Source organism: Kitasatospora sp. NPDC058243, from assembly GCF_042882025.1.
GTDB lineage: Bacteria > Actinomycetota > Actinomycetes > Streptomycetales > Streptomycetaceae > Kitasatospora.
The window spans coordinates 46,377-61,885 of the sequence record NZ_JBHVWW010000010.1 but is presented as its reverse complement, the minus strand read 5'-3'; the positions used below and the strand labels follow the sequence as shown (position 1 = coordinate 61,885).

Genomic DNA, 15,509 nt, shown 5'->3' with positions numbered 1-15,509 from the left:
AGACGCAGGACTAGGATCACCCCGTCTTCTGGTCTCTTTGTTGTTGCTTCGCCCCCCTTTCCCGGACTTTTCCGACACGCTTTACGTTCCCCCGTGCCGGAACGTTCCGGCACGGCTTCGGCCGCTGCTCCCGACACCATCACCCGAGACGACCCGAGGACCCGCCATGCGCCTGATCACCGCCCTGAACCCGCCCGCGTCCCCGGCCCGCACCCGCGCACCCCGGCGCGCCGCCCTGCGGGTCGCCCTCGTCCAGCAGCGCTGGCACGCGGACCCCGAGCAGCACCGGGCCGGCCTGCTGGAGGGGATCCGGCTCGCCGCCGAACAGGGCGCCACCCTCGTCGCCCTCCAGGAGCTCACGCTCTCCCCGTACTTCGCCGTGCTGCGCCAGGCCGACCACCCGCAGGCCGTCGAACCCGAGGACCTGCGCACCGGCCCGACCTTCACGTTCGCCGCGGCCGCCGCCCGCGAGCACGGCCTCCACGTGCACGCCTCGCTCTTCGAGAAGGCCGACGGGCCGGACGGCCCCGACGGCCTCGGCTACAACACCGCGATCCTCGTCGCCCCCGACGGCACCCTGGTGCAGCGCACCCGCAAGCTGCACATCCCCGTGACCGAGGGCTACTACGAGGACACCTGGTTCCGCCAGGGCCCGGCCGGCGAGGACGCCTTCCCCCTCGCCGAGGTGGGCGACGCCGCCATCGGCCTGCCGACCTGCTGGGACCAGTGGTTCCCCGAGCTCGCCCGCGCCTACTCCCTCGCCGGCGCCGACGTCCTCGTCTACCCGACCGCCATCGGCTCCGAGCCGGGCCACCCCGGCTTCGACACCCAGCCGCTGTGGCAGCAGGTCATCACCGGCAACGCCATCGCCAACGCCACCTTCATGGTCGTCCCCAACCGCATCGGCACCGAAGGCGAACTCACCTTCTACGGCAGCTCGTTCATCGTCGACCCGTACGGCCGCGTACTCGCCCGGGCACCGCGCGACGAGGCCGCCGTCCTGGTCGCCGACCTCGACCTCGACCAGCGCCACGACTGGCTCGAACTCTTCCCCTTCAACGCCACCCGCCGCCCCGACGCCTACGCGCCCCTGACCGCCGAGCGCTGACGCCACCCGGCCTCCCCGGCCCGGTTCCGGCCGGGAGACGGGGAGGCCCGGCGGCGGCGCCACCACCGGCACCCGCCCACGGCCGGACCCGGGCGAGGCGGTGAGGTGGTGAGGCGGCGAGGTCAGAGGGCCAGGGCGGGGCGGCGAGGTCAGAGGGCCAGGGCGGGGCGGTGGTGGTCGAGCCACAGCGCGAGGTCGACGACCCGCTCCAGGCGGAGCCGGTGGCCCCACGGCAACTGCCCGGCAGGCGTGTCGAGGGCGGCCCCGACGACCGTCTCGTCGGCGATGTCCCGTACGTACGGTACGTCCAGCGCCTCGCGGGCCAGCCGCTGCAGGCCTGCGTTGTAGTCGGGGTGGTGGGTGGCCGGGTAGTGGTTCTTCGGCCGCCAGAGCACCGAGTCGGGGGCGATGCCCCGGCCGAGGTCGCGCAGCAGGCTCTTCTCCCGGCCGTCGTGGTTCTTCATCGCCCAAGGGGTGTTGAAGGCGTACTCGACGAGGCGGTGGTCGCAGTAGGGCACCCGCACCTCCAGGCCCTGGGCCATGGAGAGGCGGTCCTTGCGGTGCAGGAGTTGGCGCAGCCAGCGGGTGAGCGAGAGGTGCTGCATCTCGCGCAGGCGGTGTTCGGCGGCGCTCTCGGAGTCGAGGCGGGGGACGGCGGCCACGGCGGTGCGGTAGGTGTCGGCGCGGAACTCGGGGATGCGCAGCTGGGCGGCGAGGTCGGGGTGCAGGGGCATGGCGGCCTGGTCCCCGGTGACCAGGAGCCAGGGGAAGGCGCGAGCGGCGAGCGCCTTCGGGTTGTGGAACCACGGGTAGCCTCCGAAGACCTCGTCGGCGGCCTCGCCGGAGAGGGCGACGGTGGAGTGCTTGCGGATCTCCCCGAACAGCAGGTAGAGCGAGGTGTCCATGTCGCCGACGCCGATCGGCGAGTCCCGGGCGACGACCACGGCGCGCCGGTTGTCCGGGTCGAGCAGGGCACGGGGGTCGAGGACGACGGTGGAGTGCTCGGTGCCGATGAACGCGCCGGCCTCGGCGGCGAACGGGGTGTCGTGGCCGGTGCGCAGCACGTCGCCGGTGAACCGTTCGGCCTGGTCGCTGTAGTCGACGGCGTAGGAGCGCAGCGTGGCCTGCGGCCCTTCGCGGAGCCGGAGTTCGTCGGCGATCAGGGCGGTGACGACGGTGGAGTCGAGGCCGCCCGAGAGCAGGCTGCACAGCGGGACGTCGGCCTCCAGCTGGGTACGGGCGGCGCGGTCGACCAGGCCGCCGATCAGCTCGGTGGTGGTCTGCGGGTCGTCGGTGTGCGGGCGGGCGGTCAGCTCCCAGTAGCGCCGTTCGCGGATGCCGTCGCGGTCGAGGACGAGCAGGCTGCCGGGGTGCACCTCGCGGATGCCGGCCCAGACGGTGGGGCCGGTGTTGAACAGCAGGCTGTAGGCCTCGCGCAGGCCGTCGGCGTCCACGGTGGGGGTCACCTCGGGGTGGGCGAACAGGGCCTTGGGTTCGGAGCCGAAGACGAGGCCGCCGTCGGTCCCGGCCCAGAACAGCGGCTTGACCCCGAGCCGGTCGCGGACCAGCAGCAGGCGCTGCTCGCGGTCGTCCCAGACGGCGAAGGCGTACATGCCCTCCAGGTGGTCGACCAGGGCGTCTCCCCACTCCTGGTAGGCGCGCAGGACCACCTCGGTGTCGCTCCGGGTCTCGAACCGGTGGCCCTTGGCGGCGAGTTCGGATCTCAGCCGGTGGTGGTTGTAGACCTCGCCGCTGTAGGTGAGCACCACCTGCGGGTGTTCGGGGCGGTCGGGCATGGGCTGGGTGCCGCCCTCGATGTCGATGACGGCGAGGCGGCGGTGGCCGAGCGCGGCGTGGCGGCCGAGCCAGACCCCGCCGGCGTCGGGTCCGCGCAGGGCCATGGTGTCGGTCATGGCCTGGATGACGGAGGCGGCGCCGTGGCCGGTGTCCTGGTGGAAGGACTGGCCGATGTCCTGGTGGAAGGACACCCAGCCGATGATCCCGCACATGCTCGCGCTCCTGGGGTGAAGGGGTGTGCTCTGCCGGACGCTGTCGGCGACGGCGCCCGGCACAGAAGTCGGACCGGACGTCGGGGAAGTTCCGAGCACCTGCATGATTCCCGGAGCGGGTCGGGCGGTGCCCGTGCGAAGCCCGCCGAGCGCGAACCGCCGGGCGGCGGGCTCGGACGGACGGGCGTCGGGCTCGGACGGAGGTGCCGGTACGCCGGGTGGCGGCCTTCAGTTCCGGGGGTCGGGCAGCGCGGGGTACGGGATGAAGGTGCTGGTGTGCTCGTCGAGCGCGAGCGGCCGGCCGATGGCGGGTGCGGCGCGCTGGGGGCACGCCGGGCGTTCGCACACCTTGCAGCCGAGCCCGATCGGGGTGGCGGCCGTCTCGTCGCCGAGGTCCAGTCCCGCCGAGTACACGAGCCGTGCGGCGTGGCGGAGTTCGCAGCCGAGGCCGAAGGCGAAGGTCTTGCCGGGGCGGCCCCAGCCGCCGGGTGAGCGGGTGACGGCGCGGGCGGTCCAGAGGTAGCGCCGGCCGTCGGGCATGGCGGCGACCTGGACGTGGACCCGGCCGGGGGCGGCGAAGGATTCGTAGACGTTCCACAGCGGGCAGGTGCCGCCGGTGCGGGAGAAGTGGAAGTCGGTCGCGGACTGGGTCGCCCATCCCGGCCTCGTCGCCACCTGCCGGGCGGCCTTCGACACCGTCCTCGACGGCCGCCCGCACCAGCTCGACCGCACCCGCGAGGACGTCGAGGTCACCGCCGCCGACCTGCTCGGCGTGCACAGGCTGTCCGTCGGCCTGCCGACCGAACAGGGCCTGCGCTCCAACGTCGCCGTCGCCCTGCGCTACCTGACGGCCTGGCTCGGCGGCTCCGGGGCCGTCGCCGTCTTCGGCCTGATGGAGGACGTCGCCACCGCCGAGATCGCCCGCTGCCAGATCTGGCAGTGGCAGCACCACTGCTCCCGGCTGACCGGCGGATCGCTCGCCACCCCCGACCTCGTGCGGAGGCTGATCGACCGCGAGCGCGCCGCCCTGCTCGCCGAGGGCGCCGACCCGGCGCTGGTGGACGACGCCGTACGGATCCTGGAGGAGACCGCCCTCGGCGCCGACCTGCCCGCCTTCCTCACCACCGAGGCCTACGCCCGCCACCTCGTGCGGATCCGCACCGCGGCCTGAGCCGCCCGACCACGGAGGCAACACCATGAACGACATTCGCCGCGTCGCGGTCGTCGGCGCCGGGCAGATGGGCTCCGGCATCGCCGAGGTCTTCGCCCGCGCCGGCCTGGACACCGTCGTCTGCGAGGCCGGCCGAGGCGCCCTGCGCGCCGCCCGGGCCCGGATCGACCGCTCGCTGCACCGCGCCGTCGACCGTGGCCGGATCAACGAGCAGCAGCGCACGGACGCCTGGGCCCACCTGCTGTTCGCCGACGACCTGGAAGCGCTCGCCGACCGCCAGCTCGTCGTCGAGGCAGTCGTCGAGGACGAACGGGTCAAGACCGAGGTGCTCGGCACCCTGGACAAGGTGCTCGTCGCCGACGACGCCGTCCTGGCCACCAACACCTCCGCCATCCCGGTCACCCGCCTCGGCATCACCACCGACCGCGCCTCCCACGTCCTCGGCCTGCACTTCTTCAACCCCGCCCCCGTCATGCCGCTCGTCGAACTGGTCGCCTCGCTGCACACCGCCCCGACCGTCCTCGACCGGGTGGAGGCCTTCACCCGGGACACCCTCGGCAAGCACGTCATCCGCTCCCGCGACCGGGCCGGCTTCGTCGTCAACGCCCTGCTGGTGCCCTACCTGCTCTCCGCCGTCCGGATGGCCGAGGCCGGCCACGCCAGCCCCGAGGACATCGACGCCGGCATGGTCCACGGCTGCGCCCACCCCATGGGCCCGCTCCAACTCGCCGACCTCATCGGCCTGGACACCGTGCAGGCCATCGCCGAGTCCATGTACGACGAGTACAAGGAGCCGCTCTACGCGCCGCCGCCCCTGCTCTCCCGCATGGTCGAGGCGGGCCTGCTCGGCCGCAAGAGCGGACGCGGGTTCCACGCACACCCCTCGACCTGACGGCCCCTCGGCGCCCGCTACGCCCAGCGCCCCGGAGGAAGCGCCAACCGTGCACTCTCCGGGGCGCTGTGCTGTCCCGGGCCGCTGCGGGGAGCCGGTTCCCCGGCGGGTTCGCAGGTTTCGCAGCTTCACAGGAATCCGCCGTACGGATTCCACCGATTGGCATGCTGGATCATCGGCCGTCCGACGCGCAGGCTCGATCATGCAAGCCCGAGAGCCGTCGAACGCCCCCGAGGAGTCCCGTGATCGAGCACCACGTCCGAGTCCACCCCAGCGCCGACCGGCTGCCGCGTGAGGAGCAGTTCGCCTGGAAGCTCGCCGCCGTCGCCACCGGCACCGGCACCGGCACCGAGGAGCTGGACCCGGCCGGCGTGAGCATGGCCGTCAACCGGGTGATCGACAACGCGGCGGTGGCCGTCGCGTCGCTGCTGCGCCGTCCCGTGGCGGTGGCCCGCTCCCAGGCGCTCGCCCACCGCGGCGCGCCGGGCGCCCAGGTGTTCGGCAGCCCGACCCGGGTCTCGCCGGAGTGGGCCGCCTGGGCCAACGGCACGGCGGTGCGCGAGCTGGACTTCCACGACACCTACCTCGCCGCCGACTACTCCCACCCCGGCGACAACATCCCGCCGCTGCTGGCCGTCGCCCAGCACACCGGCCGCAGCGGGGCCGACCTGCTGCGCGGCATCGTCGCCGCCTACGAGGTCCACGTCGCGCTGGTGCGGGGCATCTGCCTGCACGCCCACCGGATCGACCACGTCGCGCACCTGAGCGCGGCCACCGCCTGCGGGCTCGGCGCGCTGCTGAGGCTGCCGACCGAGACGGTGTACCAGGCGGTGCAGCAGGCCGTGCACACCACCACGGCCACCCGGCAGTCCCGCAAGGGCGAGATCTCCAGCTGGAAGGCCTTCGCCCCCGCCTTCGCCGGCAAGGCCGCGATCGAGGCGGTGGACCGGGCGATGCGCGGCGAGACCTCCCCGTCCCCCGTCTACGAGGGCGAGGACGGCTTCCTCGCCTGGCTGCTCGACGGCCCGCAGTCCGACTACACCGTGCTGCTGCCCGCGCCCGGCGAGCCGAGGCGGGCGATCCTGGACACCTACACCAAGGAGCACTCCGCCGAGTACCAGGCCCAGGCGATCATCGACCTGGCACGGCGGCTGCGCGAGAAGGCCGGACCGCTGGGCGGCGTCCGCTCGGTCGTCCTGCACACCAGCCACCACACCCACCACGTCATCGGCTCCGGCTCGGGCGACCCGCAGAAGTACGACCCGACCGCGAGCCGGGAGACCCTCGACCACTCGATCCCGTACATCCTCGCCGTCGCCCTGGAGGACGGCGCCTGGCACCACGAGCGCTCCTACGCCCCCGAGCGGGCCCGACGCCCCGAGACCGTGACGCTCTGGCGGAAGATCACCACGGTCGAGGACCCGCAGTGGACCGCCCGCTACCACGACCCCGACCCTCAGCGCCGGGCCTTCGGCGGCCGCGTGGTGATCACCCTGGACGACGGCACGGTGATCGAGGACGAGCTCGGCGTCGCCGACGCCCACCCCGCCGGCGCCCGCCCCTTCGACCGCCCCGCGTACCAGCGGAAGTTCCGCACCCTGGCCGAGGGCGTCGTCTCCCCCGCCGACCAGGACCGCTTCCTGGCAGCCGCCGCCGATCTCGCCGAGCTGAAGGCCGCAGACCTGGACGAGCTGTTCCCCGCCGTCGACACCGAGGCCGTGCGCGCGTTCGACGCGCTCCTCCCGAAGGGCCTGTTCTGATGCTGCACACCCGCACCACCCCCGCCCAGCGCCGCCGCGCCCTACGCGAACGCCTCGCCACCGGACGGCTGTTGACGATGCCCGGCGCGCTCAACCCGCTCTCCGCCCGGCTCATCCAGGACCTCGGCTTCGAGGCCGCCTACCTCTCCGGCGCCGTCCTCGCCGCCGACCTCGGCCTGCCCGACATCGGCCTGACCACCGCCACCGAGGTCGCCGCCCGCGCCCAGCAGACCACCCGGGCCACCGACCTGCCCGTCCTGATCGACGCCGACACCGGCTTCGGCGAGCCCATGAACGCCGCCCGCACCGTCCAGCTGATGGAGGACGCCGGCCTCGCCGGCCTGCACCTGGAGGACCAGGTCAACCCCAAGCGCTGCGGCCACCTCGACGGCAAGGCGGTCGTCCCCCGCGAGGACATGACCCGCCGCCTGCGCGCCGCCGTCGACGCCCGGCGCGACCCCGACTTCCTGCTGATGGCCCGCACCGACGCCCGCTCCGTCGAAGGCCTGCGCGCCGCGATCGACCGGGCCAAGGCCTACGTCGACGCCGGAGCCGACGCGATCTTCCCCGAAGCCCTCGCCGACGAGGCCGAGTTCGAGGCCTTCCGCAAGGCCGTCGACGTCCCGCTGCTCGCCAACATGACCGAGTTCGGCAAGTCCCCGCTGCTCGACGCCCGCACCCTCCAGGACCTCGGGTACGAGATCGCGCTCTACCCCGTCACCCTGCTGCGCCTGGCCATGGGCGCGGTCGAGGACGGCCTGCGCACCCTCGCCGCCGAGGGCACCCAGGAGTCGCTGCTGCCGCGCATGCAGACCCGCTCCCGGCTGTACGAACTCCTCGGCTACGAGCAGTACGCGGCCTTCGACACCGCCGTCTACGACTTCACCCTCCCACCCGGCGCCTGACCCCGCATCGGAGACCAGCCATGCCCACCACCGCACCCGGGATCCACCGCGGACTCGCCGGAGTCGTCGTCGACACCACCGGGATCTCCACCGTCATCCAGGAGACCAACTCCCTCACCTACCGCGGCTACCCCGTCCAGGACCTCGCCGCCCAGCGCTCCTTCGAGGAGGTCGCGTACCTGCTGTGACACGGCGAACTGCCCGACCCCGGACAGCTGCGGGAGTTCCGGGCCCGCGAGGCCGGCCTGCGCCCGCTCGACCGCACCACCGCCGAACTGCTCGCCAAACTACCCGAGACCTGCCACCCGATGGACGTGCTGCGCACCGCCGTCAGCTTCTTCGGCGCCGAGGACCCCACCGAGGACGACGGCCGCCCCGCGCCCCACCTCGCCAAGTCCCTCACCCTGCTGGCGAAACTGCCCACCGCCGTCGCCGCCGACCAGCGCCGACGCCGGGGCCTGGCGCCCATCCCGCCGGACCCCGGGCTCGGCTGTGCGGAGAACTTCTTCCACATGTGCTTCGGCGCGGTGCCCGCCCCCGAGGTGGTCCGCTGCTTCGAGATCTCCCTCGTGCTGTACGCCGAGCACAGCTTCAACGCCTCCACCTTCACCGCCCGCGTCGTCACCTCCACCCTCTCCGACCTCTACAGCGCCGTCACCGCCGCGATCGGCGCACTCAAGGGCCCCCTGCACGGCGGCGCCAACGAAGCCGTGATGCACATGCTGGAGGAGATCGGCGACCCCGACCGGGCCGCGCAGTGGCTCGACGAGGCACTCGCCGCCAAGCGGAAGATCATGGGCTTCGGCCACCGCGTCTACCGGCACGGCGACTCCCGCGTCCCGATCATGCAGGCCGCCCTGGACGACCTGGTCGCCCGCAGCGCCGACCCCGGGACGGCCCGACTGGCCGCCCTGCACGCCGCACTGCGCGAAGCGATGCTGGAACGCAAGGGCATCCACCCCAACCTCGACTACCCCGCCGGCCTCGCCTACCACCTGATGGGCTTCGACACCCCCGTCTTCACACCCCTCTTCGTGCTGAGCCGCATCACCGGCTGGACCGCCCACATCACCGAACAGCTCGCCCACAACTCGCTGATCCGCCCGCTCGCCCGCTACGACGGCCCCGGCCAGCGCCCGGTGCCGGGGCTGTCACCGAGCACGGCGTAGGGAACGCGGCTGCGGCGGTCCGGCTCGACCGCCAGGCGCCCGCCCGCCGGCGGGCGGGCGCGCTGGGCACAGTCGCGGCGCTCACAGATCCGGCAGCCCAGCCCGATCGGGGCGGCCGCTCCCGCAGCGTCGAGCGCGACGCCCTCGGCGTAGACGAGGCGGTGCGCGTGGCGCAGCTCGCAGCCGAGCGCGACGGCGAACTCGCTGCGCGGCGCGCGGTGGCCGAAACCCCCGTGGGAGACGGTGCGGGCGATCCAGAATTGACATCCTCAACCGGCCTGAAGGCCGGTGATTCCCTCCACGCTGCGCGTGGAACACGCGGCGTCCGGGTGGGTTCCTGCTTCACCGCGCGGTGCCGGGACGAGTCCTGGTCTTATCTGCGCTCCACAGGCTGAGACCGCAAGTCCTGCGGCCTTGGCTATGTTCCGGGCGGCGTTCACGTCCCTGTCGTGGACGGTCCCGCAGTCCCCGCATGTCCACTCGCGGACGTGCAGGAGCTTGGGGCCGTCCTTGATCCCGCAGTGCGAGCAGACCTGAGAGGTCGGCTCGAACCGTCCGATGCGGATGAACTCGCGCCCCGCCCGGCCGGCCTTGTATCCCAGCATGTTCAGGAACGCGGACCATCCGGCGTCGTGCACCGACTTGGCGAGGCGCGTGCGCGCGAGTCCCTTGACCGACAGTGTCTCGACCGCGAGCGCTTGGTTCTCGCGCACGAGGGAAGTCGAGAGCTGGTGGTGGAACTCGCGCCGGGCGTCGGCCACGCGGGCATGTGCCCGTGCGACCTTGACCCGCTGCCTGTCGCGGTTGTTGCTGCCCTCGGCCTTGCGGGACAGGGCCTGCTGCGCGCGCTTGAGTTTCTTCTCGGCACGGCGCAGGAACTTCGGTGATTCGATCTTCCGGCCGTCGGACAGGACCGCGAAGTGCGTCAGCCCGAGGTCGACACCCACCGCCTGGCCTGTCTCCGGCAGCAGGTCGGGGCCGGTCTCCACGACGAAGCTCGCGAAGTACCTTCCGGCGGCATCCTTGATCACGGTCACGGTGGACGGGGTGGACGGCAGCACACGGGACCAGCGGACCGGCACGGGGCCGATCTTCGGCAGGTTCAGCTTGCCGCCCGGTGTGATCGACCATCGGGCGTTCGCGGTGAACCGCACCGCCTGCCGGTTGTCCTTGCGGGACTTGAACCGGGGCGGTCTGATCTTCGGACCCTTGCGGGTGCCCTTGAGGGAGGCGAAGAAGTTTCCGTACGCGGTCTCCAGATCCCGCAGGGACTGCTGCAGCACCACGGCGGACACCTCGCCCAACCAGGCGCGTTCCGGGGTCTTCTTCGCCTCCGTCAGCCGCTTGGACAGCTCGGCGGCCTTCGGAAACGGCAGCCCGGCAGCTCGCGCGTCCTCACGTTCCCGAAGGGCATCGTTGAAGACGACGCGGGCGCACCCGAACGCCTGGGCCAGAGAGGAACGCTGACCAACCGTCGGGTACAGGCGGAAGCTGTACCGAAGCTGCACAATCGACACAGCACTACAGTTGGTTTATGGCTGATCATCAGGAGATCCGTACAGGCAGGCACTGCACATTCGCGCTTCACGCGCACTTGGTTTTCGTGACGAAATTCCGGCACAAGGTGTTCAACGACGCCCATCTTCGACGGGTGGAGGAGATCATGCGGGCGGTCGCCGAAGACTTCGAGTGCGAGATCGTGGAGTTCAACGGTGAGAACAACCACGTCCACCTGCTGGTGAACTTCCCCCCGAAGGTCGCCCTGTCCAAGCTGGTCAACAGCCTCAAGGGCGTCAGCTCACGCCGGATGCGCCAGGAGTATCCCGAACTGGTCCGCCACTACTGGCGCGCACAGAAGCTGTGGTCCGGCTCGTACTTCGCGGGGTCGGTCGGCGGAGCACCGATCAGCGTGCTCCGCCAGTACATCGAGCAGCAGAACCGCCCGGCCTAGAACCTGCACGGAGCGCACTCCGGCGCTCCGCGCCTACGGGCCAAGGATTCGCCTCACCACCGGGCTGAAGCCCGACGCACTGCGAATAGTCTCGGTAGCTGGTCGAGATGCCGAGCTCGCGCGCCAGCTCGACCTGGTTCATGCCGTGCTCGCGGCGCAGCCGGCGCAGCTTGGCGTGGGCGTAGACCTTCCGCCCGGTCGGACGTGGCATGGCGCGTACTTCCTCTCTCAGACCCGGTTGGTTCGGATCGCGGCCTCGACCCGGACGGCGTCGGCCGTGTCCCGGACCTCGTGCACCCGCACCGCCCACGCGCCCTGCGCGGCGGCCAGGACGCTGGCCGCCGCGGTGGCCGCGTCGCGTTCACGGGCCGGACGGGCCTCGCCCGTCCGCGGGTCGGCCAGCAGCTCGCCCAGGAACCGCTTGCGCGAGGCCGCCACCAGGAGCGGGCGCCCCAGCACGCGCCAGGCGTCCAGCGATGCCAGCAGCGCCCAGTCGTCCTGCCGGCGTTTGGCGAAGCCGAGGCCCGGGTCCACGATGACCTGGGAGGGGTCGACCCCGGCCGACACCACCGTGTCCATCTGCCGTGCGACCTCACGGATCACCTCGGCCGCGACGTCCTCGTACGCGGCCAGTTCGTCCATGCGGGCGGACTGCCCGCGCCAGTGCATGACGACGAAGGGCACTCCGGCCCTGGCCGCGGCGCCGATCATGCCCGCGTCGGCCCGGCCCCCGCTGACGTCGTTGATGATCCGGGCGCCGGCTTCCACCGCCGCTTCGGCGACCCGGGCCCGCATCGTGTCGATGCTGACCAGGACACCCTTGTCGGTGAGCGAGCGCACCACCGGCAGGACCCGGCGCAGTTCCTCCTCCTCGGACACCCTGGTCGCTCCCGGCCGGGTCGACTCGCCGCCGACGTCCACGATGTCGGCGCCCTGTTCGGCCAGCAGCAGTCCTCGGTCCACCGCGCGCCCCGGGTCCAGCCAGCGGCCGCCGTCCGAGAACGAGTCGGGGGTCACGTTCACGACTCCCATCACCGCGCACCGGTCCCATTCGGGCAGCCCCGACAATACCTGCGAAGGTCTTTTCATGCCCCCATTGTGCCGCCCGCCCCACCTGTCCCCCAACTCGCACCCCCGAGAAAATTCGTATCACAGAGTGGACACCTGAGGACGACCGATAGCCCGGCTGGTTAACCTCCTGCCATGACACTCGGAATTCCCTCCACGCGCACGGATCGGGCGACCTCCATCCGCGAACTCCTCGCGACCGGCAGGCTTTCCTCTTCATTCGAATTCATGCCGCCCCGGAGCGCCGAAGCGGAGGTCGGCCTGTGGAATGCGATCCGGCGCCTGGAAGCGCTGTCCCCCACCTTCGTCTCGGTGACCTACGGCGCCGGCGGGTCGACACGGGAGCGGACGGTGAACGTCACCGGCCGCATCGCGCAGGAGACCACCCTCACGCCGACCGCCCACCTGACCGCGGTCGGCCACAGCGTCGCCGAACTGCGGAACATCCTCGGCCACTACGCTGACCAGGGCGTTCGCAACATCCTGGCGCTGCGCGGCGACCCGCCGGGCGATCCGCTGGGCACCTGGCACCGCCACCCCGACGGGGTGGAGTACGCCGCCGACCTGGTACGGCTGATCAAGGAGTCCGGCGACTTCTGCGTCGGCGTGGCCGCGTTCCCCGACCTGCACCCGAGGTCCCCCGACTGGGATTCCGAGATCAGGCACTTCATCGAGAAGTGCCGGGCCGGAGCCGACTACGCCATCACCCAGATGTTCTTCGACGTGGACAGCTACCTCCGTTTCCGGGATCGACTGGAATCGGCCGGCTGCACCGTTCCGGTCATTCCTGAGATCATGCCGGTGACCAGCATCCGGTCACTTCGGAGGATTCCGACGCTGACCACCGCCGCCATTCCCGATGAGCTTTCCGAAAGCATGCTGAAGCAGCAGGACAACCCGAAGGCCGTCCGGGCGATCGGTATCGATCACGCCACCGGAATGTGCCGGCGCCTGCTGTCCGAGGAAGTTCCCGGGCTGCATTTCATGACCATGAACTTCTCGACGGTGACGACGGAGATCTACCAGAACCTCGGGCTTCCCGGGTCCGGGTGAAACCGGCCGGGCCGCCGTCGGGGAAGCGGCCCGACCCGGCCGGGCGCCGCACGGCGTGCGGGGCCCGGCCGGGTCGCGTCACCGGTGGGTCAGCCGGCCAGCTCCGCGCGCAGGTGGCGGGCGGCGCCGACGAGGCTGTCGAGCGAGGCGCGGGTCTCCGTCCAGCCGCGGGTCTTCAGGCCGCAGTCGGGGTTGACCCAGAGCCGCTCTGCGGGGATGGCGGCCAGGCCCGCGCGCAGCAGTTCCACGGCCTCCTCGGTGCTCGGGACGCGCGGGGAGTGGATGTCCCAGACGCCCGGGCCGACCTCGCGCGGGTAGCCGGCCCCGGCGAGCTCTCCGGCGACCTCCATGTGCGAGCGGGTGGCCTCCAGCGAGATGACGTCCGCGTCGAGCTCGTCGATCGCCGTCATGATCGCGCCGAACTCGGCGTAGCACATGTGGGTGTGGACCTGGGTGTCGGCGCGGACGCCCGAGGTGGCCAGGCGGAAGGACTCGGTCGCCCACGCCAGGTACGCCGGGCGGTCGGCGGCGCGCAACGGCAGGGTCTCGCGCAGGGCCGGCTCGTCGACCTGGACGACGGCCGCGCCCGCGGCCTCCAGGTCGGTGACCTCGTCGCGCAGGGCGAGGGCGACCTGGCGGGCGGTGTCGCCGAGCGGCTGGTCGTCTCGGACGAAGGACCAGGCGAGCATCGTGACGGGGCCGGTGAGCATGCCCTTGACCGGGCGGTCGGTGAGGCCCTGCGCGTAGCGGAACCAGTCGACGGTCATCGGGTGCGGGCGGGAGATGTCCCCGGCCAGGACCGGCGGGCGCACGTACCGGGTGCCGTAGGACTGGACCCAGCCGTGCCGGGTGGCGAGGTAGCCGGTGAGCTGTTCGGCGAAGTACTGGACCATGTCGTTGCGCTCGGGCTCGCCGTGCACCAGGACGTCCAGTCCGGCCTTCTCCTGGAAGGCGATGACCTCCCGGACCTCGGTCTCCATCCGCTCCCGGTAGGCCGCCGCGTCGATCCGGCCCGCCGTGAGGTCGGCCCGCGCGACCCGCAGTTCGGAGGTCTGCGGGAACGAGCCGATGGTGGTGGTCGGCAGCAGCGGCAGGCCGAGCCGGGCACGCTGGGCCTCGGCCCGCTGCGGGTAGGCCTGGGCGCGGCGCGCGTCCGCGTCGGTGACGGCGGCGGTGCGGGCGCGCACCGCCGGGTCGTGGGTGATCGGCGAGTTGGCGCGCGAGGCGAGGTCGGCGCGGTTGGCGGCCAGGTCGGCGGCGATCGCCCCCGTACCCTCGCGCAGGCCCCGGGCCAGCAGCGCCACCTCCCTGGCCTTCTGCTGGGCGAAGGCGAGCCAGCGCAGGATCTGCGGGTCGACGTCGCGTTCGGCGGCGGCGTCCAGCGGCACGTGCAGCAGGGAGCAGGACGGCGCGACGTCGACCCGCTCGGCCAGGCCCAGCAGGGTCGCCAGGGTGGCCAGCGACTTCTCCAGGTCGTTGATCCAGATGTTGCGGCCGTCGACCACCCCGGCGACCAGCCGCTTGCCGGGCAGCCCGCCGACGGCGGCCAGGTCGTCAAGGTTCGCCGCGGCGGGCCCCGTGAAGTCCAGCGCCAGGCCCTCGACCGGGGCCTTGGCCAGCACCGGCAGGGCCTCGCCCAGGCGGTCGAAGTAGCTCGCGACCAGCAGCTTCGGACGGTCCGCCAGGCCGCCCAGCTCACGGTAGGCGCGGGCGGCGGCGTTCAGCTCGGCCGGGGTGCGGTCCTGCACCAGGGCGGGCTCGTCCAGCTGCACCCACTGCGCCCCGGCCGCCTTCAGGTCCGCCAGCAGCTGCGCGTAGACGGGCAGCAGCCGGTCCAGCAGGGTGATCGGCTGGAAGTCCTCGGCGACGCCGGGGGCGGGCTTGGCGAGCAGCAGGTAGGTGAGGGGGCCGACGAGCACGGGGCGTGCGGTGTGGCCGAGCGCCAGCGCCTCCCGGAACTCCCCGACGGCCTTGGCCGGGTTCGCGGTGAAGACGGTGTCCGGGCCGAGTTCGGGCACCAGGTAGTGGTAGTTGGTGTCGAACCACTTGGTCATCTCCAGTGGCGCGACCTCCTGGGTGCCGCGTGCCATGGCGAAGTAGCCGTCCAGCGCGTCGATTTCGACCGCATCCCGGTGCCGGGGCGGGATCGCGCCGACGGCGACCGTGGTGTCCAGCACGTGGTCGTAGAGCGAGAAGTCGCCGGTGGGCACTTCCAGGACACCGGCCCCGGCGAGCTGCGCCCAGTTCTTCCGGCGCAGGCCGACCGCCGTCTCCCGCAGGGCGTCGGCGGTGACCGTGCCCTTCCAGTAGCCCTCGACGGCCTTCTTCAGCTCCCGGCCCTGGCCCTGCCGGGGGTAGCCGTACACGGTGGCCCTGGTTGCCGCGGCTGCGGACTTCGTGGTCAAGGGACTCTCCTTCGCGAG

Annotated in this window: 11 protein-coding genes and 4 pseudogenes; 8 read left to right on the top strand and 7 right to left on the bottom strand. The window is 72.4% G+C overall.

Annotated elements, in window-relative coordinates; all coding sequences use genetic code 11:
• Nucleotides 1-166: 166 nt before the first annotated feature.
• Entirely contained in the window at nt 167-1,108 is a 942-nt protein-coding gene (locus ACFVX9_RS09900) for a nitrilase-related carbon-nitrogen hydrolase (protein WP_063352210.1), read from the top strand.
• A 149-nt stretch (nt 1,109-1,257) separates the two neighbouring features.
• On the opposite strand, the gene asnB is transcribed toward ACFVX9_RS09900, so the two are convergent.
• Nucleotides 1,258-3,117: an asparagine synthase (glutamine-hydrolyzing) gene (gene asnB / locus ACFVX9_RS09895; RefSeq protein ID WP_387981195.1), complete on the bottom strand. Its 1,860-nt coding sequence runs from the start codon at nt 3,115-3,117 to the stop codon at nt 1,258-1,260.
• 228 nt (nt 3,118-3,345) lie between these two features.
• Nucleotides 3,346-3,765, bottom strand: a pseudogene (locus ACFVX9_RS09890) (short-chain fatty acyl-CoA regulator family protein); the annotation flags it as partial.
• Between ACFVX9_RS09890 and ACFVX9_RS09885 the strand changes: the two are divergent.
• The 5 genes and pseudogenes from ACFVX9_RS09885 to ACFVX9_RS09865 all read left to right on the top strand — a co-directional run.
• Complete coding sequence (locus ACFVX9_RS09885; protein WP_387981194.1) at nt 3,725-4,288, top strand: hypothetical protein; 564 nt, start codon at nt 3,725-3,727, stop codon at nt 4,286-4,288. The pseudogene ACFVX9_RS09890 and the gene ACFVX9_RS09885 overlap by 41 nt on opposite strands.
• Nucleotides 4,289-4,313: 25 nt before the next feature.
• Nucleotides 4,314-5,180, top strand: a complete 867-nt coding sequence (locus ACFVX9_RS09880) for a 3-hydroxybutyryl-CoA dehydrogenase (RefSeq protein WP_063352214.1) — start codon at nt 4,314-4,316, stop codon at nt 5,178-5,180.
• A 242-nt stretch (nt 5,181-5,422) separates the two neighbouring features.
• Nucleotides 5,423-6,940, top strand: a complete 1,518-nt coding sequence (locus tag ACFVX9_RS09875; RefSeq protein ID WP_387981192.1) for an MmgE/PrpD family protein — start codon at nt 5,423-5,425, stop codon at nt 6,938-6,940.
• Nucleotides 6,940-7,845 (top strand): methylisocitrate lyase, encoded by a 906-nt coding sequence (gene prpB / locus ACFVX9_RS09870; protein WP_380368349.1) that lies wholly within the window; start codon nt 6,940-6,942, stop codon nt 7,843-7,845. The genes ACFVX9_RS09875 and prpB overlap by 1 nt, the downstream gene beginning before the upstream one ends.
• Nucleotides 7,846-7,865: 20 nt before the next feature.
• Nucleotides 7,866-8,993, top strand: a pseudogene (locus ACFVX9_RS09865) (bifunctional 2-methylcitrate synthase/citrate synthase); the annotation flags it as partial.
• On the opposite strand, the pseudogene ACFVX9_RS09860 reads toward ACFVX9_RS09865, so the two are convergent.
• Both ACFVX9_RS09860 and ACFVX9_RS09855 read right to left on the bottom strand, forming a co-directional pair.
• Nucleotides 8,960-9,274 (bottom strand): annotated as a pseudogene (locus tag ACFVX9_RS09860) (short-chain fatty acyl-CoA regulator family protein); the annotation flags it as partial. The pseudogenes ACFVX9_RS09865 and ACFVX9_RS09860 sit on opposite strands and share 34 nt — an antisense overlap.
• Before the next feature lie 9 nt (nt 9,275-9,283).
• Nucleotides 9,284-10,522 carry an RNA-guided endonuclease InsQ/TnpB family protein gene (locus ACFVX9_RS09855; RefSeq protein WP_387981292.1) on the bottom strand — a complete coding sequence of 413 codons (1,239 nt, stop codon included), beginning with the start codon at nt 10,520-10,522 and terminating at the stop codon, nt 9,284-9,286.
• A gap of 26 nt (nt 10,523-10,548) precedes the next feature.
• Between ACFVX9_RS09855 and tnpA the strand changes: the two genes are divergently transcribed.
• Nucleotides 10,549-10,965, top strand: a complete 417-nt coding sequence (gene tnpA, locus ACFVX9_RS09850; protein ID WP_387981190.1) for an IS200/IS605 family transposase — start codon at nt 10,549-10,551, stop codon at nt 10,963-10,965.
• Between the two features lie 94 nt (nt 10,966-11,059).
• Here tnpA and ACFVX9_RS09845 read toward each other — a convergent pair.
• A pseudogene (locus tag ACFVX9_RS09845) lies at nt 11,060-11,176 on the bottom strand (helix-turn-helix domain-containing protein); the annotation flags it as partial.
• A 17-nt stretch (nt 11,177-11,193) separates the two neighbouring features.
• Nucleotides 11,194-12,054 (bottom strand): dihydropteroate synthase, encoded by an 861-nt coding sequence (gene folP / locus ACFVX9_RS09840; RefSeq protein WP_380368358.1) that lies wholly within the window; start codon nt 12,052-12,054, stop codon nt 11,194-11,196.
• A gap of 114 nt (nt 12,055-12,168) precedes the next feature.
• On the opposite strand from folP, the gene metF reads away from it, so the two are divergent.
• Entirely contained in the window at nt 12,169-13,086 is a 918-nt protein-coding gene (gene metF / locus ACFVX9_RS09835) for a methylenetetrahydrofolate reductase [NAD(P)H] (RefSeq protein WP_380480201.1), read from the top strand.
• Between the two features lie 89 nt (nt 13,087-13,175).
• Here metF and metE read toward each other — a convergent pair whose 3' ends face one another.
• The gene (gene metE, locus ACFVX9_RS09830) at nt 13,176-15,491 is read right to left on the bottom strand and encodes a 5-methyltetrahydropteroyltriglutamate--homocysteine S-methyltransferase (RefSeq protein ID WP_387981188.1); all 2,316 of its coding nucleotides are present in this window, start codon (nt 15,489-15,491) and stop codon (nt 13,176-13,178) included.
• Nucleotides 15,492-15,509: the final 18 nt, after the last annotated feature.

Coding starts and splice junctions, on each gene's coding strand:
- ACFVX9_RS09900 (WP_063352210.1), top strand. CDS start 167: ATGCGCCTGATCACCGCCCTGAACCCGCCCGCGTCCCCGGCCCGCACC.
- asnB (WP_387981195.1), bottom strand. CDS start 3,117: ATGTGCGGGATCATCGGCTGGGTGTCCTTCCACCAGGACATCGGCCAG.
- ACFVX9_RS09880 (WP_063352214.1), top strand. CDS start 4,314: ATGAACGACATTCGCCGCGTCGCGGTCGTCGGCGCCGGGCAGATGGGC.
- prpB (WP_380368349.1), top strand. CDS start 6,940: ATGCTGCACACCCGCACCACCCCCGCCCAGCGCCGCCGCGCCCTACGC.
- tnpA (WP_387981190.1), top strand. CDS start 10,549: ATGGCTGATCATCAGGAGATCCGTACAGGCAGGCACTGCACATTCGCG.
- folP (WP_380368358.1), bottom strand. CDS start 12,054: ATGAAAAGACCTTCGCAGGTATTGTCGGGGCTGCCCGAATGGGACCGG.
- metF (WP_380480201.1), top strand. CDS start 12,169: ATGACACTCGGAATTCCCTCCACGCGCACGGATCGGGCGACCTCCATC.